Origin of the sequence: Nocardia sp. FBN12 (assembly GCF_050320175.1) — a bacterium.
GTDB lineage: Bacteria > Actinomycetota > Actinomycetes > Mycobacteriales > Mycobacteriaceae > Nocardia.
This window is the reverse complement of record NZ_CP190048.1, coordinates 1,562,456-1,587,550: the sequence shown is the minus strand read 5'-3', so window position 1 is coordinate 1,587,550 and position 25,095 is coordinate 1,562,456. Positions and strand designations below refer to the sequence as shown.

At 67.4% G+C, this 25,095-nt stretch carries 29 protein-coding genes and 1 pseudogene; 11 read left to right on the top strand and 19 right to left on the bottom strand.

What is annotated here, in order from left to right; genetic code table 11:
• Positions 1–5: 5 nt before the first annotated feature.
• Positions 6–824 (top strand): alpha/beta hydrolase fold domain-containing protein, encoded by an 819-nt coding sequence (locus tag ACQHI0_RS07855; protein WP_427907259.1) that lies wholly within the window; start codon positions 6–8, stop codon positions 822–824.
• Between the two features lie 260 nt (positions 825–1,084).
• The gene (locus tag ACQHI0_RS07850; protein WP_427907258.1) at positions 1,085–2,692 is read left to right on the top strand and encodes an ABC-F family ATP-binding cassette domain-containing protein; all 1,608 of its coding nucleotides are present in this window, start codon (positions 1,085–1,087) and stop codon (positions 2,690–2,692) included.
• Positions 2,693–2,738: 46 nt separating this feature from the next.
• On the opposite strand, the gene ACQHI0_RS07845 is transcribed toward ACQHI0_RS07850, so the two are convergent.
• A complete protein-coding gene (locus ACQHI0_RS07845; RefSeq protein ID WP_427907257.1) occupies positions 2,739–4,499 on the bottom strand; it encodes an ABC transporter ATP-binding protein in 1,761 nt (586 codons plus the stop codon).
• A gap of 6 nt (positions 4,500–4,505) precedes the next feature.
• Between ACQHI0_RS07845 and ACQHI0_RS07840 the strand changes: the two genes are divergently transcribed.
• Both ACQHI0_RS07840 and ACQHI0_RS07835 read left to right on the top strand, forming a co-directional pair.
• Positions 4,506–5,132, top strand: a complete 627-nt coding sequence (locus ACQHI0_RS07840; RefSeq protein ID WP_427907256.1) for a TetR/AcrR family transcriptional regulator — start codon at positions 4,506–4,508, stop codon at positions 5,130–5,132.
• An 83-nt stretch (positions 5,133–5,215) separates the two neighbouring features.
• On the top strand, positions 5,216–5,812 hold the full coding sequence (locus ACQHI0_RS07835) for a DUF1707 SHOCT-like domain-containing protein (RefSeq protein ID WP_427907255.1): 597 nt from the start codon (positions 5,216–5,218) through the stop codon (positions 5,810–5,812).
• 138 nt (positions 5,813–5,950) lie between these two features.
• Here the strand turns inward: ACQHI0_RS07835 and ACQHI0_RS07830 are convergent, their stop codons facing one another.
• Complete coding sequence (locus ACQHI0_RS07830; RefSeq protein ID WP_427907254.1) at positions 5,951–6,316, bottom strand: winged helix-turn-helix transcriptional regulator; 366 nt, start codon at positions 6,314–6,316, stop codon at positions 5,951–5,953.
• Positions 6,317–6,414: 98 nt separating this feature from the next.
• On the opposite strand from ACQHI0_RS07830, the gene ACQHI0_RS07825 reads away from it, so the two are divergent.
• The 6 genes from ACQHI0_RS07825 to ACQHI0_RS07800 all read left to right on the top strand — a co-directional run bounded on the left by ACQHI0_RS07825 (position 6,415) and on the right by ACQHI0_RS07800 (position 11,159).
• On the top strand, positions 6,415–6,978 hold the full coding sequence (locus ACQHI0_RS07825; RefSeq protein WP_427907253.1) for an NAD(P)-binding domain-containing protein: 564 nt from the start codon (positions 6,415–6,417) through the stop codon (positions 6,976–6,978).
• Positions 6,945–7,304, top strand: a complete 360-nt coding sequence (locus ACQHI0_RS07820; RefSeq protein ID WP_427907252.1) for a hypothetical protein — start codon at positions 6,945–6,947, stop codon at positions 7,302–7,304. The genes ACQHI0_RS07825 and ACQHI0_RS07820 overlap by 34 nt, the downstream gene beginning before the upstream one ends.
• 134 nt (positions 7,305–7,438) lie before the next feature.
• Positions 7,439–8,314, top strand: a complete 876-nt coding sequence (locus ACQHI0_RS07815; protein ID WP_427909109.1) for an SDR family NAD(P)-dependent oxidoreductase — start codon at positions 7,439–7,441, stop codon at positions 8,312–8,314.
• Positions 8,315–8,326: 12 nt separating this feature from the next.
• On the top strand, positions 8,327–9,310 hold the full coding sequence (locus ACQHI0_RS07810) for an alpha/beta fold hydrolase (RefSeq protein WP_427907251.1): 984 nt from the start codon (positions 8,327–8,329) through the stop codon (positions 9,308–9,310).
• Positions 9,311–9,363: 53 nt separating this feature from the next.
• Positions 9,364–10,215 carry an LLM class F420-dependent oxidoreductase gene (locus ACQHI0_RS07805; RefSeq protein WP_427909108.1) on the top strand — a complete coding sequence of 284 codons (852 nt, stop codon included), beginning with the start codon at positions 9,364–9,366 and terminating at the stop codon, positions 10,213–10,215.
• Positions 10,216–10,352: 137 nt separating this feature from the next.
• The gene (locus tag ACQHI0_RS07800; protein ID WP_427907250.1) at positions 10,353–11,159 is read left to right on the top strand and encodes an SDR family oxidoreductase; all 807 of its coding nucleotides are present in this window, start codon (positions 10,353–10,355) and stop codon (positions 11,157–11,159) included.
• Between the two features lie 228 nt (positions 11,160–11,387).
• Here the strand turns inward: ACQHI0_RS07800 and ACQHI0_RS07795 are convergent, their stop codons facing one another.
• Together ACQHI0_RS07795 and ACQHI0_RS07790 are read right to left on the bottom strand one after the other, a co-directional pair.
• Complete coding sequence (locus tag ACQHI0_RS07795; RefSeq protein ID WP_427907249.1) at positions 11,388–11,633, bottom strand: hypothetical protein; 246 nt, start codon at positions 11,631–11,633, stop codon at positions 11,388–11,390.
• A gap of 365 nt (positions 11,634–11,998) precedes the next feature.
• A pseudogene (locus tag ACQHI0_RS07790) lies at positions 11,999–12,209 on the bottom strand (hypothetical protein); the annotation flags it as partial.
• A gap of 7 nt (positions 12,210–12,216) precedes the next feature.
• On the opposite strand from ACQHI0_RS07790, the gene ACQHI0_RS07785 reads away from it, so the two are divergent.
• Positions 12,217–12,360, top strand: coding sequence for a hypothetical protein (locus tag ACQHI0_RS07785; RefSeq protein ID WP_427909398.1), 144 nt, complete (start codon positions 12,217–12,219; stop codon positions 12,358–12,360).
• Between the two features lie 125 nt (positions 12,361–12,485).
• Here ACQHI0_RS07785 and ACQHI0_RS07780 read toward each other — a convergent pair whose 3' ends face one another.
• The 15 genes from ACQHI0_RS07780 to ACQHI0_RS07710 are packed head-to-tail and all read right to left on the bottom strand — an operon-like array spanning position 12,486 to position 24,971.
• Positions 12,486–13,613, bottom strand: coding sequence for an FAD-dependent monooxygenase (locus ACQHI0_RS07780; protein WP_427907248.1), 1,128 nt, complete (start codon positions 13,611–13,613; stop codon positions 12,486–12,488).
• Positions 13,614–13,664: 51 nt separating this feature from the next.
• A complete protein-coding gene (locus tag ACQHI0_RS07775) occupies positions 13,665–14,063 on the bottom strand; it encodes a RidA family protein (protein WP_427907247.1) in 399 nt (132 codons plus the stop codon).
• The gene (locus tag ACQHI0_RS07770; RefSeq protein ID WP_427907246.1) at positions 14,060–14,401 is read right to left on the bottom strand and encodes a hypothetical protein; all 342 of its coding nucleotides are present in this window, start codon (positions 14,399–14,401) and stop codon (positions 14,060–14,062) included. The genes ACQHI0_RS07775 and ACQHI0_RS07770 overlap by 4 nt, the downstream gene beginning before the upstream one ends.
• Entirely contained in the window at positions 14,398–15,483 is a 1,086-nt protein-coding gene (locus tag ACQHI0_RS07765) for a Rieske 2Fe-2S domain-containing protein (protein WP_427907245.1), read from the bottom strand. Before ACQHI0_RS07765 ends, ACQHI0_RS07770 begins: the two co-directional genes overlap by 4 nt.
• Position 15,484: 1 nt before the next feature.
• Positions 15,485–15,712: a recombinase-like helix-turn-helix domain-containing protein gene (locus ACQHI0_RS07760; RefSeq protein ID WP_427907244.1), complete on the bottom strand. Its 228-nt coding sequence runs from the start codon at positions 15,710–15,712 to the stop codon at positions 15,485–15,487.
• The gene (locus ACQHI0_RS07755; RefSeq protein WP_427907243.1) at positions 15,705–16,295 is read right to left on the bottom strand and encodes an alpha/beta fold hydrolase; all 591 of its coding nucleotides are present in this window, start codon (positions 16,293–16,295) and stop codon (positions 15,705–15,707) included. The genes ACQHI0_RS07760 and ACQHI0_RS07755 overlap by 8 nt, the downstream gene beginning before the upstream one ends.
• Positions 16,296–16,299: 4 nt before the next feature.
• Positions 16,300–17,976 carry a thiamine pyrophosphate-binding protein gene (locus tag ACQHI0_RS07750; protein ID WP_427907242.1) on the bottom strand — a complete coding sequence of 559 codons (1,677 nt, stop codon included), beginning with the start codon at positions 17,974–17,976 and terminating at the stop codon, positions 16,300–16,302.
• Between the two features lie 56 nt (positions 17,977–18,032).
• Complete coding sequence (locus ACQHI0_RS07745) at positions 18,033–18,821, bottom strand: SDR family oxidoreductase (protein WP_427907241.1); 789 nt, start codon at positions 18,819–18,821, stop codon at positions 18,033–18,035.
• A 54-nt stretch (positions 18,822–18,875) separates the two neighbouring features.
• Positions 18,876–19,616: an SDR family oxidoreductase gene (locus ACQHI0_RS07740; protein ID WP_427907240.1), complete on the bottom strand. Its 741-nt coding sequence runs from the start codon at positions 19,614–19,616 to the stop codon at positions 18,876–18,878.
• Positions 19,613–20,443: an alpha/beta fold hydrolase gene (locus ACQHI0_RS07735; RefSeq protein WP_427907239.1), complete on the bottom strand. Its 831-nt coding sequence runs from the start codon at positions 20,441–20,443 to the stop codon at positions 19,613–19,615. The genes ACQHI0_RS07740 and ACQHI0_RS07735 overlap by 4 nt, the downstream gene beginning before the upstream one ends.
• An 18-nt stretch (positions 20,444–20,461) precedes the next feature.
• Positions 20,462–21,424, bottom strand: coding sequence for a VOC family protein (locus ACQHI0_RS07730; RefSeq protein WP_427907238.1), 963 nt, complete (start codon positions 21,422–21,424; stop codon positions 20,462–20,464).
• Positions 21,425–21,452: 28 nt separating this feature from the next.
• The gene (locus tag ACQHI0_RS07725; RefSeq protein ID WP_427907237.1) at positions 21,453–22,406 is read right to left on the bottom strand and encodes a PDR/VanB family oxidoreductase; all 954 of its coding nucleotides are present in this window, start codon (positions 22,404–22,406) and stop codon (positions 21,453–21,455) included.
• Between the two features lie 31 nt (positions 22,407–22,437).
• On the bottom strand, positions 22,438–22,956 hold the full coding sequence (locus ACQHI0_RS07720) for a cupin domain-containing protein (protein ID WP_427907236.1): 519 nt from the start codon (positions 22,954–22,956) through the stop codon (positions 22,438–22,440).
• Between the two features lie 44 nt (positions 22,957–23,000).
• On the bottom strand, positions 23,001–23,342 hold the full coding sequence (locus tag ACQHI0_RS07715; RefSeq protein ID WP_427907235.1) for a RidA family protein: 342 nt from the start codon (positions 23,340–23,342) through the stop codon (positions 23,001–23,003).
• A gap of 12 nt (positions 23,343–23,354) precedes the next feature.
• Positions 23,355–24,971, bottom strand: coding sequence for an aldehyde dehydrogenase (locus ACQHI0_RS07710; RefSeq protein ID WP_427907234.1), 1,617 nt, complete (start codon positions 24,969–24,971; stop codon positions 23,355–23,357).
• Between the last annotated feature and the right edge of the window lie 124 nt (positions 24,972–25,095).

Here is a 25,095-nt window from a genome sequence, read left to right as displayed (position 1 = left end):
CAACCATGCGCCCCAGCACCATCGAGTACGACATTCCCTACGCAGTGGTCGACGAGACGACGCTGGCATTGGATCTGTATCGACCGCAGTCGGATACCGATGTTCCGGTCGTGGTCTACCTCCACGGCGGGGGCTGGAAAGCCGGTGACAAACGCGACAACTCCGAGGACAGGTTGGCAGCGGTGGCACGGACGGGAATCGCCGTCGCCTCGGTGAACTATCGGCTCGCACCCGAAGCGCCCTACCCCGCGCCGGTTCACGATGTGAAAGCCGCGGTGCGCTGGCTGCGCGCACGTGGAGCCGATTATGGACTCGCCGTGCAGAACATCGGGCTGTGGGGAGCTTCGGCGGGCGGCTGTCTGGCAGCGATGGTCGCACTCAGTGCCGACGATCCAGATCTCGACGGTCACGTCGGTGATCACCCACAGGAGCTGAGTTCGGTACAGGCTGTGACCACCTGGTTCGCTCCGACGGACCTGATAGCCAACAGCCGGCGCTCATGGCTCGAACAGCTCATCCTCGAACCGCCCGTCGAGAACGCGCTCTTCGGGCACGGGCCGATCGCCGCCGATGACGAGCGGGTCAGAGCGGCAAGCCCGGTGCACCGAGTACACCCCCACGCACCGCCGTTTCTCATCGCACACGGCGACCGCGACCGGATTGTTCCCGAGGCGCACGGACGATACCTACACGACGCGTTGACCCGGGCAGGAGTTCCGTCGACGCTCTGTGTACTCGGAAACGCCGGGCACGAAAGCCACGAATTCGATACCAGATCCAATATCGAGATCACCGCGGCGTGGTTGAAGGCACATTTATCGTGACATTCGCACCATGGCAGTCTTCGAGGGCGTCGGTGCTGCCGGCGGTCAGGTCGATGAGCGCCTGGCAGAGCCAATTGTGGGTGCTGCTGTCGCCGTCGGCGAAGCAGGCCCCGAACAGGACGACCGCCGATGTTCAGCGCGGTCTTCGAGCGGCCGTGATCAGGCCATCGTCGTCTTGCTACCGTGGTGCGCAGTTGTCGTACGCACCCGGCCCCCGCGGTCCACTGACAGCGTCGTCGTCGAATGCTTCGGAGTGTGTCATGCCAACCCAGATCACCGCGCTCGCGGTCAGCAAGTCTTTCGACGGCAATCCCGTTCTCTCGGACGTGACCTGTTCACTCGACGTCGGCGAGCGCACCGGGATCATCGGCGAGAACGGCTCCGGCAAGACCACCCTGCTGCGTTTGTTCGCCGGGCGGGTTCAGCCCGATCGCGGGGAGATCGTCGTCCAGGCCGACGGTGGCGTCGGCTACCTCGCGCAAGACGAGCGACTCCCCCAGCACCTCACTGTGCAGCAGCTCATCGACCAAGCCCTCGCCGAGCTGCGGGCGGTCGAAGCCCAGATGCGCCGCCTCGAGCTCGCGATGGCCGACGGCGACGAGTCCGGCATCGACGAATACGGTGAGCTGACACTACTTTTCGAACAACACGGCGGCTACGACGCCGACGCGCGCGTGGAACAGGCTTTCCACGGCCTGGGATTGGGCCTGGTAGGTCGGGACCGCACGATCGGCGAGCTGTCGGGCGGCGAGCAGGTCCGACTGCGCCTGGCCGCGGTACTGGCGGCAGCTCCGGAACTGCTGTTACTGGACGAACCGACCAACCACCTCGACGACGTCGCCCTGACCTGGCTCGAAGACCACCTGCTCACCCGGCGCGGCACAACAGTGGCGGTCTCCCACGACCGGGCCTTCCTCGAACGGGTGACAACCAGCCTGTTGGAGGTCGACGCGGACCGCCAGCGCGTCGTCCGCTACAACGACGGTTACCCAGGATTCCTGGCGGAAAAGGCGGCCGAACGAGCGCGATGGGTGCAGGCGCACGCGCAATGGCTGGCCGACACCGCCCGATTCCGCGAGGCCGCCGACACCACCGCCCGCAGGGTCGCACCGGGCCGGGCGATGGCCGACAACAACAAGATGGCCTACGGCCGAGCGGGTGGCCGGGTGCAGCAATCCGTGTCGAGCCGGGTCCGCAATGCGCAGGAACGGCTGCGGCGCCTGCTCGCCGACCCGGTGCCTGCACCTCCGCGACCCCTGCGATTCGCGCCCGCCCTGACGACCGCCGGCGCGCACGGGCCTGGGCTGGAGGCCACCGACATCTCCGTCGCGGGCAGACTCGAGCCGACCAGCGTGACGCTCGCCGCCGGCGACCGACTACTGGTCACCGGCCCGAACGGCGCGGGAAAGACCACCCTGCTGCGGGTGCTGGCCGGTCAGCTCGCCCCCGACACCGGCGCCGTCATCCGACACGGCAAGGTCGGCTATCTCGCGCAGGAACCACCACCCGCCGTGCGCGGCCGCATGATGTTCGTCGCCTACGCGCGCGATCGCGCGGGCGATCCGGAATTCCACGGCGACCAACTGCTCTCGCTCGGCCTGTTCGACGTCTCCCAGTTCACTACGCGGGTCGAGGACCTGTCCACGGGCCAGCGCCAGCGGCTCGCGTTGGCGCGATTGGTCACCGAACCGGTTGATGTGCTCCTGCTCGACGAGCCGACCAACCATCTCTCGCCAGGGCTAGTCGAGGAGCTGGAAACCGCACTCGCCGATTTCCCGGGAGCCATCGTGGTCGTCAGCCACGACCGGCGACTGCGCAGCCGCTGGGAAGGCACCCACCTCGCCTTACAGGCGTCGGCCTCGGTGTGAACCGCGTAGATATGTCGTGGCCCGCCACGGCCGGGACAACACGCGCCTAGGCGAATCCACCGGCTCGGACCATCCGCGCGTAGAGGTCGTCGGCGCGCATCAACTCGTCGTGCGTCCCGACCGCCCGCACGCTGCCCTCGTCCATCACCACGATCCGATCGGCGTGCCGCACGGTCGACAAGCGGTGAGCGATCGTGACGACGGCGTGGGTGCGCGCCCGCACGGCGATCGCTTCGACGATCGATGCCTCGGTCAGGGTGTCGATCTGCGACGTCGCCTCGTCGAGAAGCAGCACGTCGGCGTCACCGAGCATCGCGCGTGCCATCGCGATCCGTTGCCGCTGCCCGCCCGAAAGGTCGGTGTCGCGAACGTGAGTGTCCAGGCCTTTCGGCTGGGCCGCGACGATCGAGTCGAGGCGGAGCAGGCGAAGAACCTCGGCCACCTCGTCGTCGGTGGCACCGGCCCGCAGGAACCGCAGGTTGTCGCTCAATGTGCCCGGCACCAAAGGGGATTCCTGCTCGACGTAGGCGATACGCGCGCGAACTTCCGACATCGTCAGGTTCCGGTACGCCACGCCGCCCACCGAGATGCTCCCGGTGTCGGGTTCGACGAATCGCAGGATCGTCGAGAACACCGTTGTCTTGCCCGCGCCCGACGGGCCGACGATGGCGGTATGGCCGGTCGCCGGAATCCTCAGTGTCAATCCCTGCAACGCGTGCGGTGCGTCAGGTGCGTAGCGGACCGTGACGTCGTCGAAACGCAAGGCCGCGTCGGGCTCCGCGGACGCCACCGGTGCGGGCTCGTGCGCCACGTCGGCTTCGGAGTGCAGCGTCTCCATCTCCCGGATACGCATGGCCGCCGCGATGCCCGACTGCATGGCCGTGATGTGCGTGGTCAGTTCTTGGATCGGTCCCATCAACGTGAACGCGTACAGCAGGAACGCGATCAGCGTCGAGACGGTCAGCGAACCGTTGTCGACGCGCCAGGCACCGATGGCCAGGATCGCGATGATGGCGCCCTGCACGCCGGTCCACGCGACGGTCCATGCCGTCGCCGAGACGCGCACCGACTCGATCGCGTGTGCCCGGGCCTCGCGTGCGTCGGCGCCGATCAACGTGGCGATGCGATGCTCGGCGCGTGCCGCCTTGACGGTGCGCACCGAACGCAGGCTGCCTTCCAGCACACCGCCGAGTCGGCCGAGGGATTCCTGAGTTTGCGCGTCCGCCTTGGCAATTCGCGGCATGAGCGTGCCGAACAGCATGCCGACCACGACGATGGCCAGCACGGTGACGCCGAGCAACATCATGTCGAGCACACCCATGAGGATCACGGTGCCCACCGTCAGGAAGGTGGCGTTGATGATGCCGATCACCGCCGACGACGCGGCCTCCTTCAGCAGCAAGGTGTCGGCCGTGACGCGCGTGACCAGCTCGCCGGTGGGACGCGACTGCACCGACGGAACCGTCGCGCCGAGCAGTCGTCGAACGAGCATCGCGCGCGCGTCGAAGACGATGTTCTCGGCGACGGTCCCGAGCAGGATCCAGTAGCCCCACCCGAGCGCGGCGCCGATGACGAGCAGCACCAACAGGGCACCGGTCGGACCCATGATCGACGCGCCGGTGCCGAGAGCGTCGAGGATCGATTTGGTCACCATGGGGGTAGCCATCACCGTCGCGGAGCTGCCGAGGGCGAGTACGAGCCCGAGCAGCAGGGTGCGTGTGTGCGGTCGGGCGTAGCCGATCAGGACACCCAGGTTCGACATGGTCATCGGCGGAGTGGTTTCGATGAGAGGCGCAATCGTCGTCACCCCTCCATGGAACAGCAATGTTCCATTTTAGTAAAGCGAGTATCCAGGATGGATCTCGTTTATGCTGCCCCTGTGGAGGATGTCGAACAGACCAGTGCCCGCGAACGCACCCGTCGCGCGATTCTCGACGCGGCCGTGGCGACGTTCGCGAAATCGCCCAACGCGTCGCTGACGGAGGTCGCCGAAAAGGCGCGCGTCGGGCGTACGACGCTGCACCGCTACTTTCCCGAACGAACCGACCTCATCACCGCCGTCGGGCGGCTTACCGAACAGGCCGTGGCCGACGCCTCGAAGCGGGCCCGCCTGGGAGAGGGAACAGGACTCGACGCGGTCCTGCGGCTGTGTCAGGAATACTTCGAACTCAGCGATGTTCTCACGGTCATCTTCTTCACGTCAGGCGTCTACGACGAGGTCACGTCGGGCCTGTCCGACGACGACGCGATGGCGGCCATAGAACGTGGGCACGAAGACAGCTCGATCGACACGGCGCTCGACGCCTCGTGGATCCTGAACATGATGTGGGCACTGTTGTATGCCGCCGTCGACCACGTCAACCGCGGGCCGGCCGGCCGCCTGCAGGCGCAGACACAGGCGCTGACGAGTCTGCGCAAAGCGATACGTTCGCCGGAGTGACCGGTACAACCCTGGCGCACGACCGAACCCGTTGGCAGATGGGCCATCACGCCCCACTGACGGCCTTCGTTAGTGTGTAACGCATGGCCGAATCACACCCCGACGACGACCTGCGGGTCGGCAACCCGGAGCGTGAACGCGCCATCACATTGCTCAGCGACGCGTTCTCGGCGGGGTATCTGGAGATCTCCGAGTTCGAGGAGCGGTCGGTGGTTGCGTACAGCGCACGGACCCGTGGTGAGCTGCGCGCGGTGCTGGCACAGCTTCCCGCTGCCGGGCAGTTGTTTCCCGATGTGGTGGCGCGGTCGACCGGGGCGGTGCCCATTCCGCTCGGCGCGCAGCCGATGAAGATCGCGGCCGATTGGACGACGGTCCGGCGCAAGGGTGTCTGGCAGGTGCCGGCGCGGCTGCTGGTCACCGGTTCGTGGGGGACGATCGACCTGAACTTGGTCAAAGCCGAGTTCCTCGCGCCGAGCGTCGATATCGAACTCCAGGTGTCGGTGTCGACGGTCAAGCTGACGCTGGGCCCCGATCATGAGATCGACTACAGCGGTGTCGACGTGATCGGCTGGTCAAGCGTGAAGGACAAGGCGGGGTCGCCGAAACATCCTGGTGGGCAGGTGATCCGGTTGGCCGGGGCGATCTCGGGGATGAGCGGAATCGTCATCCGGCGGCGTTGACGCCGAGCTCGGCGCCGCACACCGTGGTCATGGCGCATCCTCGCGCCGCATGCGAAACGCACTGTGCGGGTGCGGATTCAGAACGTCCGAGAAATGCTCAGCGCGGGTCGTCGAGAGGTGTCACAACTCGACGGTGCACTACGCGGAGACTCGGCCCGGGGTTTCACTGGATTCCGCCCCGCCCATCAGGTGTTCGCGACCCCAAGATTCCAAGGGGAGCAGCGCGTTGTTGAGCAGCTCGCCCAGCGGGCTCAGCGAGTACTCGACACGTGGCGGCACCTCGTCGTACACCGTGCGGTGGACGATCCCGTCGGCCTCCAATTCGCGCAGTTGCGTGGTGAGGACCTTCTCGGTAACGCCCTTCACTTCGCGGCGCAACTCGCCGAACCGGTGGGGCCGTTCGCTCAGCGGCCACAAGATCATCATCTTCCACTTGCCGTTGAGTACCGACAGTGTCGCGTCGAGCCCGCATGTGTATTCGCCCGGTCTGCGTGAAATCGGCACGCCGCCCCTTCCCTCTACCTGTTCGCTATCCCGCAAGTGCGTACCCACTTCACTGTGCGTACTCGACCGCACCGGATACCGCGTCAACACTAACCACCATGTCCGACAACTCGAATGAAGCGCTCACCGTCCTCGGCCTCGGCGACATGGGCTCGGCACTGGCCCGCTCGTGGGTCGCCGCCGGATACACCGTCACGGTGTGGAACCGCAGCGCCCGCCAGGCTCCGGAAGGAGTGGCGATCGCCGCCACCGCCGCGGCAGCCGTCGCCGCGAACACTCTCGTCGTGGTGTGCCTCCTCGACGACGCGTCAGTCCGCGCGACCCTCGACGGCATCGACCTGACCGGTCGCGATGTCGTCAACTTGACCACAAGTACCCCCGCCGAGGCTCGGTCGCTGTCCGACTGGATCACCACACGCGGCGGAAGTTTCTTGGACGGCGGGATCATGGCCGTCCCGTCCATGATCGGAGCCGCCGACTCCGGCGCCTACGTCTTCTACAGCGGTTCGGCACGGCTGCACAAGACCCACGCCGACGCTTTGGCCGTACCCGCCGGCGTCACCTACGTCGGCGCGGACGCCGGCTTCGCCGCCCTCTCGACATCGCCCTCCTCAGCGCGATGTGGGGCATGTTCGCAGGCGCCACACACGCGTTCGCGCTGACCGCCGGCGAGAACATCTCACCGGTGGAATTCGCGCCGCTCATGGTCGCCTACCAGCAAGCTATGGCGGGGTACGCCTACGGCACCGCCGCGCAGCTGGCCTGCGGCGACTACGCCGAAGGTGTGGAGTCGAACCTGGCGATGATGTCCACCACGAATGGAACGTTGCGTCGTACCGCCGCAGAACAAGGCGTCAGCAACGCACTCCTCGAGCCGTTCATGGCACTGATGGAACGCCGCGTCGCCGAGGGCGGCGGAAACGAGTCGACTACCGGTGTGGTGGAACTCCTGCGCCGACAAGGAACCTCCGAGTCCGTCATCAGCTGAGCGAACTGAGGCGCCACGTCCCGATTTCGACCCGTTCACGTTCCATCCAGCGGGAGGGAGCCCGGGTGATCGTCGATCCGGCTGGTTCAGTGAACGTGACGCAGACCACGCTCCTGGCGTGGTTCCGACGACGGATGGAGTGGATGGTGGGTCTGAGTTCGGATCGAATCGTGGTGGTCACCGGGGCGAGCCGCGGCGCCGGGAAGGGAATCGCCTTGGCGCTCGGCGCGACCGGGGCCACGGTCTATGTCACGGGACGCACCCGGACGGAGGGCGACGCGCCCCTTCCCGGGACAGTGTTCGCGACCGCGGAAGAAATCACCCGCCGTGGCGGAACCGGTGTGCCGGTAGTCCTGGACCACAGCGACGACACACAGGTCGAAGCGTTCTTCGCCGAGCTGCGGGAAAAGCAGGGCCGCCTCGACATTCTCGTCAACAACGCGCTCACCGTCCCCGACGGACTCACCAGGAAGGGTCCGTTCTGGGAGAAGCCGCTGTCGCTGCTCGAGGTGCTCGACGTCGGAATGCGCTCGAGCTACATCTCCAGCTACTACGCGGCTCCGCTGCTGGCCGCCAATGGCGAAGGGCTCGTCGTGAACACCTCGTCGTTCGGCGGAACCTGCTATATGCACGGCCCGGCCTACGGCTCCGGCAAAGCGGCGGTGGACAAGATGGCGCACGACATGGCCGTCGACTTCCGTCCGCACAACGTCGCGGTCGTCTCGATCTGGATGGGTCTGCTGAAGACCGAACGCACCCTCGCGGGCCTGGCCGAAAACCCTGACGCCTACGCGGATCTGACCGCGACCGCGGAGTCGCCCGAGTTCACCGGCCGGGTCATCGACGCCCTCGCCCGCGATCCGGAGCTGATGAAACGCAGTGGCCGGGTGCTCATCGGTGCCGAGGTCGCCGAGGAGTTGGGGGTCGAGGACATCGATGGCCGTCAGCCACCGTCCCATCGCCCGTTCCTCGGTGATCCGCCGACGTTCTCCGACGCGGTCATCGACTGATCCGGCGACGAGATGAGGAACTGGACCCACCGCCACGAGCGGATCAATGGCCTGGACATGCACTATGTGGAGCAGGGCAGCGGTCCGCTGGTCGTTCTCCTGCACGGGTTTCCGCACACCTGGTTCAGCTGGCGGCATCAGCTCGGCGCCCTGGCCGCGGCCGGCTATCGGGCTGTCGCCCCGGACCTGCGCGGCATGGGGCAGACCACCGCCCCCACCGACGTCGAGGACTACCGGGCCGACCGGATCGTCGCCGACCTCACCGCGCTGCTCGACCATCTCGGCGAGCGCCAGGCGGTGTTCACCGGCCTGGACTTCGGGCTGTTCGCCGCCTACGACCTGGCGCTCGAACATCCGGAGCGGGTGCGCGGACTCATCGGACTGCAGAACCCGTTCTTCGCCGCCTACGACCGGGTCCCGTCGGAGGTGGAAAGCGAACGCGGACGCGAGCACTTCAACCACATGTCGTACTACAACGACGATCCCGACCACGCGTGCGCCGACTACGCGGCGAATCCACGGGAGATCCTCGCCAAGATCTTTCACATCCTCTCCGGGCGAGCCGATTTCACCGATGTCTGGGCGCACCCACCCGGCACGTCCTATCGCCAGGCGCTGCCCGAACCGCCGGAACTGCCGTGGCCGTGGCTGAGCGAGTGGGAGCTGGAAACCTACGTCAACGACTACGCGCGCAGCGGTTTCCACGGCGGCGTCAGCTGGTACCGCGCCATCGACCTCAACTGGGAGTACCGCAGGCAGCGGCCCCAGACCCGCACCCGGGTTCCGTTCTACTTCCTCGGCTCCGACGCCGATGTCGACCTCGCGCACTGGCACGGCGACGACCCGATCGAGCAGTTGCGCGAACACCACGACGATGTCCGGATGGTGCGCACGGTATCGACCGGTGGTCATCTGATCGCGATGGAGAACCCGGACGACGTCAACCGCGTGTTCGTGGAGTTCCTCCGCGACCTCGACCGCACGAACCCGCAGTAGCCGAGAGGGAGCAACCAGTGAACGACACACAGCGCACCGGCGGTGCGGCCCCATTGAAGTTCGGGCTCTCGCTGTTCACCAGCGACCGCGGAATCACCCCCGCCGACGCCGCCCTGGCGGCCGAGGAGCGCGGATTCGACACCTTCTACGTGCCCGAGCACACCCACATCCCGGTGGTGCGGACCTCCGATCACCCCGCCACCGGCGACGACACCCTGCCCGACGACCGCTACCCACGCACCCTCGACCCCTGGGTGGCGCTGGGCACGGCGGCGGCCGTGACCACACGGATCGGGCTCGGCACCTCGGTCGCGCTCCCCGCGGCGCACGACCCCATCGCCCTCGCCAAGACCATCGCCACCGTCGATCACCTCTCCGGTGGCCGCGTCGTCCTCGGCGTCGGATACGGCTGGAACCTCGAAGAACTCGCCGACCACGGGGTGCCGTCTAACCGGCGACGCACCGTCCTTCGCGAATACCTCGAGGCGATGACCGCCCTGTGGACTCAGGAGGAGGCCGCCTACGAAGGCACCTACGTTTGCTTCGGTGCCAGCTGGGCATGGCCCAAACCGGTGCAGCAGCCGCGCCCGCCGATCCTGGTCGGTGCCGGCGGCACCGAGAAGAACTTCGCGTGGATCGTCCGTTCGGCCGACGGGTGGATAACCACCCCCATCGAAACGAACATCGACGGCGGTGTCGAACAACTGCGGAAGATGTGGCGCGAAGCCGGACGTGCGGGCACTCCGCACGTCGCGGTCCTCGCCGATGATCCGGACCGCGAGACCCTGGACCATTGGCGGGAAATCGGCGTCACAGAGGTGGTGTACTCCCTGCCGGATGCCGACACCGCTGCGGTCCGCACCTTCATCGATCGACTGGGCGACCAGCTCGGTATCCAGCCCTGAGCTGCGGCCACGGCTACTCCGGCGGCCGGTCCGATCTCGGCAGCGGATTTTCTCCCTACCAGCGGGATAGATAACGGGCATCGGGGCTGCACGTTGATAGCCTGGCGTCCCTTCCTGCCCCCTCCGAGAGGAATCTGTTGAGCACCTATGTCATCACCGGAGCAGCATCCGGGATCGGCGCCGCCACCAAGGCGCGCCTCGAGGCCGATGGTCACCGCGTGATCGGTGTCGACCTACGCGAAGCCGACATCACAGTCGATCTGAGCACCGCCGAGGGCCGGGCCGAGGCGATATCCCAGGCCACCGCCCTGCTCGACGGCAGCCTCGACGGGTTCGTCCCCTTCGCCGGTCTCGCCGCCACAACCGGCAGGTCCGCCTCGCAAATGATCGGGGTCAACTACTTCGGCGCCATCGACCTCCTGGAAGGTCTACGGCCGTTGCTCGCTGCCGGCGAGAATCCCTCCGTTGTGTTGGTCAGTTCGAATTCGACAACCACACAACCGAATTGGCCCGTCGCGCTCGCCGACGCATGTCTTGATCACGACGAGGCGAGAGCGAACGAGATCGCCGCGTCATTCGGTGAGATCGCAGCCATCCAGGCATACCCCGCCACCAAGGCGGCGCTGGCCTACTACGCGCGGACACAGTCGGCGAACTACATCAGCGAGGGCATTCGCCTCAACGCGGTCGCACCGGGAATCATCGACACCCCGATGACGCAGGAAGGCCGCAAGGACCCGCTCATCGGCGCAGCCATGGAAGGGTTCCTGGCCACAGTGCCGGCTGGGCGGGGCGGCACCGCGCAGGAGGTCGCTGCACTTGTCGCGTTCCTGCTCGGACCGGAATCCTCCTATTTCGTCGGGTCCGTGGTGTTCGTCGACGGAGGCGTCGACGCGGCGTTGCGAGGGCGCGATTGGCCGTCAGCCTGGGAGATTTCCAGCTGAACCGCCGGACCGATTTGCCTCTCCGGCAAGCACTCGGTCCGGCGAACGGCTGTCGAATCGCCGCACCACCGCTTTCCAAATGCCCCTATTGCCGAGGTATGAGACGACATGGTCCGCGGCCGACACTGTCGGCAGCGGACCATGTCGCGGCACCTCGTATGGCGTCCGGTCAATTGCCCATCAACTCACCTGCCGCCGCAGACCGCGGCGGGCGCAACGAGTGGCGGATCAGCCGGCGGAATGGCCGTCCCACGAGACGAGCTTCCAGCCCTTCGCCGGGGTGCCCTTCACGACCACCCGGCCGGTGTTGTGCAGCGGATCGGTCTGCAGCTTGCTCATGTCAGGGTTGGAGACGGACATGAGTGCCCAGAACATGATGGCGCCGCCATGGGAGAAGATCACCGCGCGCTTGCTGCCGCGGTCCTGGATGTCCTGGATGGATTCGGACTCCCTAGCGGATATCAGTTGGATCACACTGGAGCATCCCAGTGGTCGGAGTCACACTAGAATCGCCCCGCCGGACTCCCCTGAGACTTTCCCGGTGGACGGGAGCCTTCGACCACTTTCTCCCCGGCCACCCCCTGCGGGCCGTTGGTCGCGAATCTCGGCATCAGTTCGGCGGCTTGCAGCTAAATTCTGGTCGCGAAATCGAACACCGCTCGGCCGGCGAGTAGGTCCTTGCGGCGAAATTGCTCCGCGGTTTGAGCCATGATCGTCTTCCTCCCCGCCAGACCTTCTCATCTTGACTGCTCACCGCGGCTGATCGGTCGGCCGAACGCGAATGACGCGCGACAGCACCAGCCAGTGATGGCGCTCCATCCGCCGAGGCGGGTGTCGCTTCACCGACCTCGACAGTTACTCACTTGCAGCCGAAGAGCTTGTGACTGTTCGCATTCCAGCGGCGGGTGGAGGTTCAGCTTTTCGGCTCGGGTGTGGGCAAGTCGGTAGGAATCGGTGCCGGTTTCGACGATGTGCCCGCCGAAAGTGGGCCGGTCGACGATCGCCGCGCAAAAGCCGCGGCTCCTCGCATTCGGTCAGGACCTGGAACAGCGGCGCGGTGACGTGCCGGGTCCTCGACATCGCGCACCAACCGCATTACCGGTGGCTCGCCGATCCGGTCACCAATGCTGAACTCGCGCAGGCCTATCGGACCAACGCGGTGTTCGACACTCACCGTGACGGCCCGGAGTTCGGGTCCTGATTCCTCGCTGACGACCGCCGCTCACAGCAGACGGGCTCTCGCCGGCCTCACGCACCCTGTCGATCCATGGCGCACATCGAGGAGTGTCGCCGAGCGAACGGGCGGTACCTCGTCGTTCCGCACGGTCAAGCCCTGGCCAGCGGCGTGTTCCAGGCGTCGTACTCATACACCCAGTCACCGTTGCCCGCAGCTTTCAGCCATTCGTTCGACCTGGAGCCACGCTGGATCCGTGCGGCCCGGTCCATCCGGGTGTTCGCGTATCCGGCCAGGGCATCGGCCGCGCCGGCGTAGCTGTCGGATCCGAGGCAGCGCGCCAGCACCACTGCGTCCTCGATCGCCTGACCTGCCCCCTGCGCCATGAACGGCATCATCGGATGGCACGCGTCGCCGAGAAGTGCGACCGTGCCTTCGGTCCACGACGGCAGCGGATCACGCACGTACAGAGCAGATTTCAGCACGTCGCCGCAGGCGTCGAGCAAGGCGCGCGCCTCCGGATGGAAGTCCCGGTACAACTCGCGCAGTTCGTCGGCGCTGCCGGGGGTCGTCCACGACTCCTCGGTCCACCTGTGCTGCGCACACGTGGCGAAGATGAAGATGTCCTTGCCCTGGCTCAGCGGGAACGTCACGATCTGCGTCGCGGCGTCCGGCCCCCACCATTTGGTGAAACTGTCCAGATTCGGCACCGCGGCGACCGCCGAAGCCGGGACCACCGCGCGAAATGCCACGACACCGGTGAACGTGGGGTGCTCCTGACCGAACAACGCGGTGCGCACGGCCGAATGGATACCGTCCGCACCGATGATCACGTCGGCCCGATGCGTTCCGCCGTCGGCGAAATGGATCGCCCCGTCGCCGACGTCGACGACCTGCCTGCCCAAAGAGACGTTTTCCCCTGGCAGCGCCGCCTCGAGGGCGGACATGAGGTCACCGCGGTGCAGGGTGAGCTGCGGTGACCCGTAACGTGCCTCCGCGGACGAGCCCATCTCGAGCCGCGAGGTCTCCGCGCCCGTATCCCAGGTCCGGCTGATCCTGAACTGCGGCCGGGCAGCCGAATCCCGCAGCGCTGCACCCAGACCGAGACCATCCAGGGCCCGCACGGCATTCGGGGTCAGGTTGATATCTGCGCCGACCCGGGCGAATCGGCGGGTCCGCTCGAAAACCTGCGCGTCGATACCGATCTTTCGGAGCGCGAGGGCCGCGGTGAGACCGCCGATGCCCGCCCCACACACAGCCACACTCAGTGCCTTGCTCATGATCCCTTTCAACCTTTCGAGAGTGCCGATCCGATCCGGACCGGCGGTGGGTCAGGTGCGGTTGTGTGATCCGACGACCCCATGGGCCTCGATCTCCACTTTCAGGCCGGGCTCGACGAGTGCCGACACCTCGACGAGCGTCGAGCACGGGAAGTCGCCGGCGAACACCTCGGAGCGTGCCCTGCCGACCAGTGCGCGATCGGCGATATCGGTCAGATAGATGCGCAAGACCAGGATGTCGTCCACCGCGGCCCCGCAGGCCTCGGTGAGCGCCCGTACCCGCCGAAATGCCTCTTTGGCTTGCGCGTAGGCGTCGGCGCCGCCCACGGGTCCGTCGGGGCCGCCGGCGTGCATCCCGGACAGGAAGAACTGATCGCCGTGGACCCTGGCGTTGCTGAACATGCCAGGCCGCGGCGGTTCCGGAACCGTCTGCGCCGCAACCCTGGTCATGCGCTGCGCCGCTCGCCGGATTCGCGGGCAAGCCGCTCGCGTACCGGCACGAAATCGTAGGTCGGGTAGAAGTCGGTGTGGAACACACCCCACGCCCGCCGTTCCAGCTCCACGTTGACGGCGGCGAGCAACGCCGCCGGTAGCCGCAGCGTCACGATCTGTCCCACGCCCATCGCGACAACCCAGGAGACCACCTCGCAGCCGGCCGGCGGAAAGTGCTGCCACCAGCCGGCGTCGTCGAGCCTGCTCTGAAGCTGTTCCAGGTTCTGTGACTGGTCGTGCCGGAGGAACACGGTCAGCATCATGCTTTCGGCGGGGTCCGCCCGGGTCGCGCTCATACCGGCTCGCCCGCCAGGATCGCCGCCTGCTTCTTCGCATCCGCCCGGTAGATGCGACGGATCCGCGAGACACCCAAGTCGTGCTGATACAGGTGTTCCTCGTGATCGGCGTCGGCGGCCAGCGCCTCGAGCACCTCGCGGTCCTGTTCGAGTACCTCCCAGTGCCGGGCCTCGAGCCGGGTGCGATACAGGAAGCGCCACACTTCACGCTCCCAACCGGCTACTCGGCGGGTGCGCCAGTGGAAGATCGCGGAGTTGCCCGCGTCGATCGGTGTGGCCATGCCGACGATGCCGAAAACCCCGCCGGGGCCTGCGGTCGGGCCGTACGGGATCTCCAGGTCGACGTAGTCCATGGATCCGCGCACGTACTCGACCCAGTCGAAGTTCACGCCGACCTGATCGGTTTTCTCGAAGAAGAAGCCGCGGTCGGTCTCCCGGATCCGGAAGCGAGCCGACGTGTCACCGCCGAACATCGAATGCGAATCGCGGTGCAGGAACGCACCATGCATCGGATCGAGGACATTGTCCATATAGAAGCGCCAGGGTCCGGCCCACTCCGCGAAGTTCGGAAACCAGGAGACTGCCTCGTCGGTGAGCCGGTCGGGCAGGACGAACGGCGTCGGCTCGGATTCCTTGGTCAGCGGAACGAACGCGAAGATGGTGTCGGCGGCCTCGACGACCCGCAACGACACCGTCGCCTGTTTACCTTCGAGCGCGCAGCCTGGCATACCTGGCACGGACACGACGGTGCCCGTGCCGTCCACTTGGACGCCGTGGTACTTGCAGGCGAGCCGGTCGCCGAGGTGCTGACCGACCGACAGCGGAGCGCTGCGGTGCGGGCAGCGGTCCTCGAGCATATGAACGGTGCCCCGCGAGTCTCGGAACAGCACCCAGTCGACGGACAGACGGGTGACCTTCTTGGACTCACCGGGCTTCACCATGCGCGAGGGCAGAATCGGATACCACCGGTCGCGCAGCCCGTCAGCGGCGATATCGGCCGCGGTCATCTCTCTCCGGACGCCGACCGCGCGTTTCTTCGGACCGCCGGTCGCGGTCGGGACGGATGTGGTCACGGTGTTCATCTCAGTCTCCCAGTCGTCGCATCTCAGCGCGGAAATTGTCCTCGCTCCAGTCCTGCCCGTCGGGGGCGTGCAGCCCCAGATCGTTCAGTCCCGCGATCAGTCCGGGCAGATCGTGGACGCCCCGGCCGAAGATCTCCATGATCGAACCGGACAGCTTGGTCTCGTAAGGGCTGATCGGCTCGGGGTGGGTCTGTTCGGGTTCGAGGTAGTGCGCGGCTTTCTCAGGCATTGGCTTTCTCCTGTCGTTCCGATGCCATGGCATCGAGACCTTCGGCGATGATGGTGAACGCGGTGACCCATTCGTTGAACGAACTGGCACGGTTGCGGTGGGCCGGGATCGTGGCACCGTCGATGACGACGAACACACCGTTGTCGATCCCACCGGCGATGCTCTGTGCGCGAGCGATGTCGGTGTGCTCGTCTGGGACCGAGGCGATCACCAGGCTCGGGGCGGTCACGCGCGCCAGGAGTTCGCCGTAGCCGGGAATGTCCGGCTCGACCTCCGGATCGCCGAGCACGAGGCTGGTGACGAGCGCGGGGCGGCAGGCGGCGAAAGCGATGGCGCTGTATGCCGTGGCGCCCGTGGCCAGGAGGTGCACGCGGTCGTGGCCGAGGGCTGTCACGGCGGACGCGACCTCGTTCACCCAGGCGTCGACGGACTCGGGGTCGGCCGAGTCCAGCGCGCGGCATCGGTGGGCGATCGCGCCGAGTGCCGCGACCTGATCGGCGAACCAGCGCGCCGGCTCCGGTCCGGCGTGGAGACACACCAGCGCGTGCGCCGGACTGTCGTCGTCCCATTCGTCAGTGGTCATCGGTTCAGCCCTCTCGAACCGGGATGTGCACAGGTGGGGTGAACGGGCCGGGTGTCGGTTCGACCGCCGCGACATCGACCTCGACGATCGCCGGACCACGCTGCGCCACCGCGTCCGCGAACGCCCGCTCGAAACGTCCTTGGCCCTGGACCAGGGTGTAGGGAATATCGAGCGCGGCCGCGAGCAGATCGAACCGAGGCGTGAACAGGTCGACACCGGATCGGTCGAAACCGTTGGCCTCCTGCATATTCCGCAGTACGCCGTACCCGCCGTCGTTGAAGATCACCACGACGCACCAGGCGCCGCTGCCTGCGAGCGAGGCGAGTTCGCCGAGGTGCACGGCGAGACCGCCATCGCCGGCGATCACGGCGGTCGGCACCTCGGGACGGCCGAGCGCGGCGCCGATCCCCATGGCAAGCCCCTGACCGATACCACCGCCGAGGGGGAAGATATTGGTCTCGCGTTCGTAGAAGGGCAGCAATCGGTTGCCCCATTGGCTGGACGGGATGGTCACATCGCGTGCCACCACAGATTCGCGCGGCAGGACCGACCGCAACCCTTCGCAGATCTCGGCGTAACCGCCGATATAGTCCGTGAGCGCGGCACGGACCGCCACCCTGGTGCCGGTGACCCGATCGGACCAGCCCGGATCCACCGATGTGCTCGTCAGGCCGTCGTTGATCGCGGCGAGGGTGGCCGCGGCATCCCCCACGATGCCGACCTTCGCTGGATAGACACGGCCGATGGCCGCCGGATCCACATCGATCTGGATCTGCGTGACAGGTAACCGCAGGTGGTAGCTCTTGGTCTCGTTGGAGCGGAAGTGGGTACCGATCGACAGCAACAGATCGGCATCCGCGAGCAGTGGCGCGACCTCCGGCGCCGTCGCGAAGTTCCCGATCACCAGCGCATCGTCCTCGGGCACGATCGCCCGCCCGGAATTGCTGGTCAGCAGGCCCGCCCCGAGGGTGTGCAGCAGCGCGGCCAGTTCGTCCTTCGCGCCGGCCGCGCCCCCGCCCACCCAGAGCAGGGGACGTTCGGCCGCCGACAGCAACGCGACGGCCTCGGCGATCGCGGCGCTGTCCGGTACCGGCGCGTGGAGAGTCGGCGGCTCGTATCCGCGCTGATCGGCCGGACGCGCCAGATACTGCAGGTCCGATGGCCATTCGACGCTGGCAGGGCCCTGCGGAACGGCCAGGATATGGGCGATGGCGGTTTCCAGATCCGCTTCGACGTCCTGCGCGCGTTCGATGGTCGCCGCATAGCGGGAGACGGCATCGAGCATCTGCAGTTGTTTGGGCACCTCGTGGATGACGCCCCGCGTCGACCCGCCGGAGCCGAGGTACTCGCTCTCGATCTGGCCGGTCACGTGCAGCACCCTGCTCCCCGCGGTCAGCGCTTCGAGCATGGACCCGGCGGCGTTGCCTGCGCCGGTCCCCGTGCTGGTGATCGCGACACCGATCTTTCCGGTCGCGCGCGCGTAACCGTCGGCGGCGTTGACCGCCGCTGCCTCGTGGCGCACCGCCACGAACTTCAGCTCCCGCGCCACCGCTTCGACCAGGGGCAGATTGTGGATGCTGAGCACGCCGAACGCGGTGTCGATGCCGTGCCTGCGCATGACAGCGACGAGCACATCGCCCCCGGTGGGCCCCTTCGCGCCGGGGCTGTCGGTGGTCGTCATGGTGTGTCCTCCGAAAGAGTTCTGGGAACGGCGGATACGCCGGGCCGGGCTGATGGTCAGATGTAGCGGCCGACGCCGCCGCCGACGTCGATGCTGGTGCCGGTGGTGTAGCCGCTCAGCGGCGACAGCAGGGTGACGATCTGGAACGCGACCTCCTCGGCGGTGCCGAACCGGCCAAGCGCTATTCCGCTGTCGGCGGCGATCTCCGCGCTCCACGCGTCGTAGTCGAGGGCGGTGCCCGAGTCCTCGAAACGGCGGCGCCACTGGCCGGTGTCGACGAGCCCGAGCAGCACCGAGTTCACCCGGGTGCCGTCCGCGGCGAGGTCCTCGGCCATGGAGTGGGTGAGGTTGAGCAGAGCCGCACGCGCGGCCGAGGTGACGGCCAGGCGGGGCTCCGGCTGACGCGCCAGGATCGCGTTGACGGTGACGACGGAGCCGCGGTCCGCGGCCGCGAGCGGGCCGCGGGCCGCGCGCACCAGATTCCAGGCGCCGAAGATTTTCAGGTCGAATTCCGCGCGGATCTGCTCGTCGGTGGTCTGCGACAGTGGCGCCATGAGCGAGCGTCCGGCATTGCACACCAGTCCTTCGATACCGCCGAAGTGCGCGTCAGCGGCGCCGACGAAGGATTCGACCTCGTCGCGGTCGGTGACATCGCAGGCGGCGAGGTAGACCCTGGCGGGATCGACCCCGTCGATCGAGTCGATCGCGGCGCGTAGCCGATCCAGGTCGCGAGCGCAGGCGGCGATCCGGGCGCCCTCGGCGAGCAGCATCCGTGTCGTCGCGAGCCCCACACCGGAGCTCGCGCCGGTGACGACCACGGTGCGGTCGGTGAGTTGCAGATCCATCGAAGGTCGGTCTCCTTGTGCGGGGAAGGTGTTCCGGATAGCCGGGGACAACGGTCAGTTCATGACGAATCCACCGTCGACCACCAGGGTCTGACCGGTCAGGTAGCTCGCCGCGTCCGAGAGCAGGAACTGCACCGTGCCCGCGACATCGCCGGGGGTCTGTTCGCGAGCCAGAACCTGGTTGTCGGCGTAGAGCTGATATCTCGACGCCGGCACCGTGGCCGTCGCCTCCACCCGGGTCAAGCCGGGTGCGACGGCATTGACCCGCAGCCCGTGCGGGCCGCCGTCTCGCGCCATCGTGCGGGTCATCGCCATGACCGCGCCCTTGGATCCGACATAGTGCACCAGGCGCGGCGAGCCGTACAGGGCGGCGTCGGAGGCGATGTTCACGATGGCGCCGTTGCCACCGCGGACCAACTGGGGGAACAGGTGCTTGCTGACCAGCCAGGTCCCGAACGCGTTGACGGTCATCACCTTCTGGAACAACTCCTCATCGAGTTCCCAGAAGGCGTCACCGCCCACACCGTCAGCGAGCGCCGCGTTGTTGACCAGCGCGTCCGCTCCACCCAGTGCCTCCACCCGGCTCGCGAGGGCCACCACCGAATCACGATCGGCGATATCGGTGACCACCGAGGTGACGTCGTACCCCTTGTCCCGCAACGACTTCTGGGCACCTTCGGCCAGCTCGGCACGCATCTCCGCGATGACGACCCGGTCGCCCGCGGCGGCCAGCTGTTCGGCGATCGCGAAACCAAGTCCACGGCCCGCGCCGGTGACCACGATCAGTCTGCTCATCGGTCCAGTTCCTTCCAGAGCCGCAGGATGTGCGCGGCCGTCTCGGCCGGCTTCTCCTGTATTGCCGCATGGCCCGCACCCAGGATCAGCCCGAAGCGCGCCCCGGGAATCGCGTCGGCGAGCAACCGGGATTCGTCGACGCCCGTGACGATGTCGTCCGCTCCGACCAGCACCAGCGTGGGTGCCGCCACGCCGGCCAGACTCGGCCCGGTGTCGGTGCGGGCCATGAATTCGGCGGCAGCGGTGTAGCCGCACAGACGGACTCGTGCCATCTCCGATTCCACCGCGCGCGCGATCTCGTCGTCACAGGCAGGCGAGACCAGCCGCCGCGCCCGGGCTGCCGCGAACGCCGGGCCGCCGAGCTCACGCAGTTCGCCGATTCGTGCACGCATGCCCCGCGCCCGATCGGTGTTCACGCCCGAGCCGCGGGTGCTGTCGGCCAGCACGAGCGAGCGGACCGACGCCGGATTCGCGATCGCGACCGCGGTCGCGATCACCCCGCCCCACGACGTGCCGATCAGATGGATCGGCTCGCTACCGAGCTCGGTGATCAGTTCCGCGACCGCCGCTGCGTGGTCGTAGCGCTCGGCCGGTCCGTCCGCGCTCGGCGCCGGATCGGCGGACCGCCCGTATCCCGGCGCGTCCCAGCAGTAGGTGCGATAGCCACGCGCGCTCAGCACTTCGGCCAATGGACCGCAGGCCGTGGCGCTGCCGCCGATGCCGTGCAGGAGCAGCACCGGATCACCCGTGCCACGCACCTCGAGCGAGATCCCCCGCGCCGAAACCCACCGGGTCACCCGGGCGTGCGACTCGGCCGTGCCGGTCACGGCTGCATCTCCCGCATGTCACTGTCCGCCGTAGAAGTAGTCGTCGATGCCCGCGGCGACCCGGCCGCGGTGCCCGAGATCGGGTACTCCGGCCATCGCCGCCCGGACCGTAGTCGTCGGCGGACCCGCCGTCCCCCACTGGTCGGAGAGTTCGGGGGTGCGCTTCCAGGTCCGGCACAGCCATCTGTCTTCGTCGATCTGTGCCACCTCGGAGGTGTACTCGCACACCAGCCCGGCCGGATCGGTGAAGTAGGAGAAGGTGTTGTCACCCGGTCCGTGCCGGCCGGGACCCCACTGCGGGTCGATACCGCTGCGCTTGAGGCTGCCGAGCCCGCGCATGAAATGGTCGAGGCTCTCCATCTCGTAGGCCACATGATTGATGGACGGGAAGGCGGCTTGGTTGAGGGCGATGACGTGGTGGTCGGAATTGCACCGTAGAAAGGTCATCTGATGTTCGGACCAGTCCGAGATCCGCATACCGAGCACCTGGGTGTAGAAGTCCGCGGTGCGATCGATATCGCTGGTGTTGAGCACGATGTGCGCGAGTTTTCGGGGAATTGCCCGGCGACCTGCCGGTTCCTGCGCGGAGACGGCGAACGTATCGGCGGACAGTTCGAGGCAGCGTCCCTCGGGATCGATGAGTTGCAAGCCGTAGCCGCCGCCGGCGTCGTCGAGTCGGCCGGGCTCGCGTAGCAGGGGGATTCCGAGCTTCTGCAGTGCGCCGGCCGCGTCGTCGACCTCGCGCGGAGTTCCGACCGCGAACGAGATCCGGTCCAGTGCGTTGCCGACACCGGCGCGCAGTTGCAGGACGTGGTGCTCGCTGCCGGTGGCACGTAGCCAGAAGGTGTCACCGTCTTCGTCGACGGTGCTCAAGCCCCAGGCTTCGTGGTAGAAGTCGCGCGAGCGGGCCGGATCGGACACCGTGACCGACACCGACCGCAACGCCCGGAGAGTACAGACCGGTGTTTCGGTGAATCGCATGATCGACCTTTCTGTCGAGGGTGGCCGGTTACAGGTCGAGGACGAGTTCGGCGGAGCGGCAGCGGGAAACGCAGACGAACATGGTGTCGCCCGTCTGCTGTTCCTCGGGCGAGAGCAGGAAGTCACGGTGCTCGACGTCGCCTTTGACGACGCTGACCTCGCATGTACCGCAGATACCCTCCGTACACGAGCTCTCCACCGGCACACCGGCGTTCTGCAGGGCACTCAGGACCGAGATGTCCGGGGCGACCGGGATCCGCCGGCCACTGTTGGCGAGGATCACATCGAAGGCGGTGTCCGCGCCGGTGGTGATCGGTTCGGGTGCCTTGAATCGTTCGATACGCAACTGCCCGGGATCGGTCAGCGCGTCGGAGCATGCGGTCATCAACGACTCGGGACCGCAGCAGTAGGCGACCACATCGCCGTCGATATCCCCGAGCAGCCCGGCGAGATCGGGGTATCGACCCGCTGCCGCGTCGTCCGCGTGGATCGTCACGCGATCGGCGGGCAGGGAGTCGAGCTCGTCGAGAAACGCCATCGTCGACCGGGATCGTCCGGTGTAGAGCAGCGTCCAGTTCGCGTCCTCGCGGTGCAGACTCCGCACCATCGACAGAATCGGCGTGATACCGATTCCGCCCGCGACCAGGATGTGGCGGCTCGCGGTGTCGATCGCGAAGTTCTGGCGGGGGCCCTCGACCTCGAGGAGCCCGCCGACCGGCAGGAGGTCGTGGATATAGGTGCTGCCTCCGCGCGAATCCGACTTGCGCAGCACCGCTACCGTCCACCGGGACCGATCGGCGGGATCCGAGCAGAGCGAGTACTCCCGAACGAGCCCGTTCGGCAGGTGCAGCGCGAGGTGCGCACCTGGTTCCCAGGCCGACAGCTCGGCACCGGACGGGTCGGTCAGCGTCACGCTGATGACACCGTCGGCTTCCCAGGTCTTCTGCTGGACGCGCAGCGTCCGCCTCATCGGCTCGTCCATCGGGGCTCCTCGTACTTGTTCCGGTACTCGATCAGCGAGTGACGCCGAACATTTCGGAGCTGGGCGGGTAGGTGGGCAGTTGCGGCTTGGGGGTGCCGATGATGACGCAGAACAGCGCGTCGGCGTCGGAGACGTTCGCGAGGCTGCGCGGCACCCCGGCGGGTACGCGGATCAGATCGCGGTAGCCGAGGGTGCGCACCGCCTTCTTCGTCCCGTCCTCGACATCGTGAACGGCGACCTCGATCTCACCTTCGAGAACGTAGAACACCTCTTCGACGTCGTGGTGGGTGTGCTCGGGGCCGACCGCACCCGCGGGCAGACGCATATTGGAGAAGGTGAAGTGATCGGCCTTGATGATGTTGTTGTCGGTGTCGTGGTTGCCGGTGGCACCCGAGCCGATATAGCGGATCTGTGCCCGCTTGAACCGGTCACCGCCCTGGGCCGCCTGGAACCCGAGCGTGTCCCAGTCCTCGTAGCGGGTTTCGGCGGCGGCGATGCAGGAGTCGATCAGGGCGTCGAGGTCGACGCCGGTCTTTTCGGTGCTGGACATGATGTGTGCCTTCCTTAAGAGGTGATCCGTGTTGTGCGGGTGCGTTACCCGCGGTGGGCGATGGCCTCGATCTCGACCGTCGCGCCGTAGGGCAGCGCAGCGACCTCGACGAACGACCGGGCCGGACGCGGTTCGGCGAACACCGCCTCGTAGTGCCGGTTCGCCTCGTCGCGCAGGGCGACGTCGGTGACGAAGTAGGTGGTCTTCACGACGTTCTCGAGCGTCATATCGATGGTCGAGAGTCGTTCGCTCAGCCGGGCCATCGCGGCTTCGAGAGCCGCCCGGCGGCCGGGGACCGCGATACCGTCCGCGTCGACCGACAGTGCGCCGGAGACGAATCCGAAGCCCGCGACACCGAAGGCCGGGCTGTAGGGATGAGCGCTCATGGTGCTCCCTTCTCACAGACCTGCCCAGGGCAGCGGCTGCCCGGACACGTCGAGGTAGATGCTCTTCTGGTTCATGTAGGACCGGATTCCGTCGCGGCCCTTCTCGGTGCCGATCCCGCTGTCCTTCAGCCCGCTGAACGGAGTCGAGATACTGAACTGCTTATAGGTGTTGATCCACACTGTTCCGGCCTGCACGGCGCGGGCCGTCCGCCAGGCGCGCCGGTAGTCCGCGGTCCAGATCCCACAGGCCAGGCCGAACACCGTGTCGTCGGCCTGCGCGAGGACGTCGGCTTCGTCCTCGAACGGGAGCACGACGGCTACGGGCCCGAAGATCTCCTCCTGGCAGACCGTCGCGCTGTTCGGGACGCCGGTGAGCACGGTGGGCAGGTAGTACGCGCCGTCGGCGAGTTCTGGATCCGTGGGGACCGTGCCGCCGCACAGCACCGTGGCGCCCGCGCGTACCGCATCGTCGACCATCGCCGCGACCCCGTCCCGATGCTCGCGGGTGACCATGGGCGCCACCTGGGTTCGTGGATCGGTGCCCGGTCCCACTCGCAGTGCAGTGGTCGCCGCGACCAGGCGGTCGACGAATTCGTCGTACACCGCGCGCTGCACGAAGATCCGGGATCCCGCGATACAACTCTGGCCCGACGAGGAGAAGATTCCGAACATGACCCCGGCGAGCGCCTGATCGAGGTCGGCGTCGGCGAAGACGATGGTGGGTGATTTACCGCCGAGTTCGAGAGTGATCGGCATCAGCTTCTCCGCGGCGACATGTGCCAGCGCGCGACCGGTCGTGGTGCCACCGGTGAACGAGATCTTGCCGATTCCTGGGTGCCGGATGAGCGCGTCGCCGACACTGCGCCCCGGGCCGGGCAGGACCGACAACAGGCCGGCGGGCAGGCCCGCCTCCTCCGCCAGCCGGGCCAGCAGCAGGGTCACCCACGGCGCCCATACCGGCGGTTTGGCGACCACCGCGTTGCCCGCCGCGAGGGCCGGGGCGATCTTCTGCGCGTCCGAGGCGATCGGCGAGTTCCACGGGGTGATGGCGCCGACGACGCCCATCGGCTCGTAGGTCGCGAAGGTGAGGAACGGGCCGCGTCGGGGCGTGATCGCGTCCTCCATTGTCTCGAGGGCCGCCGCCATGAACCGGAAGGTGCCGGCGGCACTGCGCGCGAGTGCACCGGTCTCGACCAGTGTCTTTCCGGTGTCAGCGGTTTGCAGTGCGGCGATGCGGTCGATATTGGCCTCGATCGCGGTACCGATTCGGTACAGGACGGCCGCACGCTCGTGCGGTAGCAGCTCGGCCCAGCCGGAACTCGCGACGGCCCGCCGCCCGCCGTCGACGGCCAGGTCGACGTCGCTCTCGACGGCGCCGTGCAGACGGGCGAAGACGCGGCCTGTCGCCGGATCGACCGACTCGATGACCGCGCCCGACCCGCGGACCCACCGGCCGGCGACGAAGATCTCGTCGGTCGTATCCGGAACCGGTGCGGCTACCAGCGTCCGATCGAGACCCGCGGCGTCGGCGGGCACGGTCCGGGCTTGCGGCCCGAAGGTGGAGATCCCCCTTGCCGCCTGCTGCGAACGAGTGCTCGTGCTGCCTTGTAAGTCCATCGGAGTCTTCATCCGTTCTCTGTCGCAGACTGTCCGGGGCCCTATGAGCTCCGAATGCCTTCTTGAAAAGAGTCTGAGCTAAAAGATACTTGGCGTCAAGATATATGCGTCATTTCGTCGAAACGGGCACCGGCCG

Bases quoted from the DNA above. Each gene is read 5' to 3' on its own strand.
- ACQHI0_RS07725 (WP_427907237.1), bottom strand. From the start codon at position 22,406: ATGGACGAGCCGATGAGGCGGACGCTGCGCGTCCAGCAGAAGACCTGG.
- ACQHI0_RS07720 (WP_427907236.1), bottom strand. From the start codon at position 22,956: ATGTCCAGCACCGAAAAGACCGGCGTCGACCTCGACGCCCTGATCGAC.
- ACQHI0_RS07730 (WP_427907238.1), bottom strand. From the start codon at position 21,424: ATGCGATTCACCGAAACACCGGTCTGTACTCTCCGGGCGTTGCGGTCG.
- ACQHI0_RS07710 (WP_427907234.1), bottom strand. From the start codon at position 24,971: ATGAAGACTCCGATGGACTTACAAGGCAGCACGAGCACTCGTTCGCAG.
- ACQHI0_RS07770 (WP_427907246.1), bottom strand. From the start codon at position 14,401: ATGAGCGCGACCCGGGCGGACCCCGCCGAAAGCATGATGCTGACCGTG.
- ACQHI0_RS07815 (WP_427909109.1), top strand. From the start codon at position 7,439: ATGGAGTGGATGGTGGGTCTGAGTTCGGATCGAATCGTGGTGGTCACC.
- ACQHI0_RS07750 (WP_427907242.1), bottom strand. From the start codon at position 17,976: ATGACGACCACCGACAGCCCCGGCGCGAAGGGGCCCACCGGGGGCGAT.
- ACQHI0_RS07835 (WP_427907255.1), top strand. From the start codon at position 5,216: ATGGCCGAATCACACCCCGACGACGACCTGCGGGTCGGCAACCCGGAG.
- ACQHI0_RS07780 (WP_427907248.1), bottom strand. From the start codon at position 13,613: ATGAGCAAGGCACTGAGTGTGGCTGTGTGTGGGGCGGGCATCGGCGGT.
- ACQHI0_RS07740 (WP_427907240.1), bottom strand. From the start codon at position 19,616: ATGAGCAGACTGATCGTGGTCACCGGCGCGGGCCGTGGACTTGGTTTC.
- ACQHI0_RS07745 (WP_427907241.1), bottom strand. From the start codon at position 18,821: ATGGATCTGCAACTCACCGACCGCACCGTGGTCGTCACCGGCGCGAGC.
- ACQHI0_RS07715 (WP_427907235.1), bottom strand. From the start codon at position 23,342: ATGAGCGCTCATCCCTACAGCCCGGCCTTCGGTGTCGCGGGCTTCGGA.
- ACQHI0_RS07825 (WP_427907253.1), top strand. From the start codon at position 6,415: ATGTCCGACAACTCGAATGAAGCGCTCACCGTCCTCGGCCTCGGCGAC.
- ACQHI0_RS07765 (WP_427907245.1), bottom strand. From the start codon at position 15,483: ATGAACACCGTGACCACATCCGTCCCGACCGCGACCGGCGGTCCGAAG.
- ACQHI0_RS07755 (WP_427907243.1), bottom strand. From the start codon at position 16,295: ATGACCACTGACGAATGGGACGACGACAGTCCGGCGCACGCGCTGGTG.
- ACQHI0_RS07810 (WP_427907251.1), top strand. From the start codon at position 8,327: ATGAGGAACTGGACCCACCGCCACGAGCGGATCAATGGCCTGGACATG.
- ACQHI0_RS07855 (WP_427907259.1), top strand. From the start codon at position 6: ATGCGCCCCAGCACCATCGAGTACGACATTCCCTACGCAGTGGTCGAC.
- ACQHI0_RS07820 (WP_427907252.1), top strand. From the start codon at position 6,945: ATGTTCGCAGGCGCCACACACGCGTTCGCGCTGACCGCCGGCGAGAAC.
- ACQHI0_RS07850 (WP_427907258.1), top strand. From the start codon at position 1,085: ATGCCAACCCAGATCACCGCGCTCGCGGTCAGCAAGTCTTTCGACGGC.
- ACQHI0_RS07775 (WP_427907247.1), bottom strand. From the start codon at position 14,063: ATGACCAGGGTTGCGGCGCAGACGGTTCCGGAACCGCCGCGGCCTGGC.
- ACQHI0_RS07840 (WP_427907256.1), top strand. From the start codon at position 4,506: ATGGAACAGCAATGTTCCATTTTAGTAAAGCGAGTATCCAGGATGGAT.
- ACQHI0_RS07760 (WP_427907244.1), bottom strand. From the start codon at position 15,712: ATGCCTGAGAAAGCCGCGCACTACCTCGAACCCGAACAGACCCACCCC.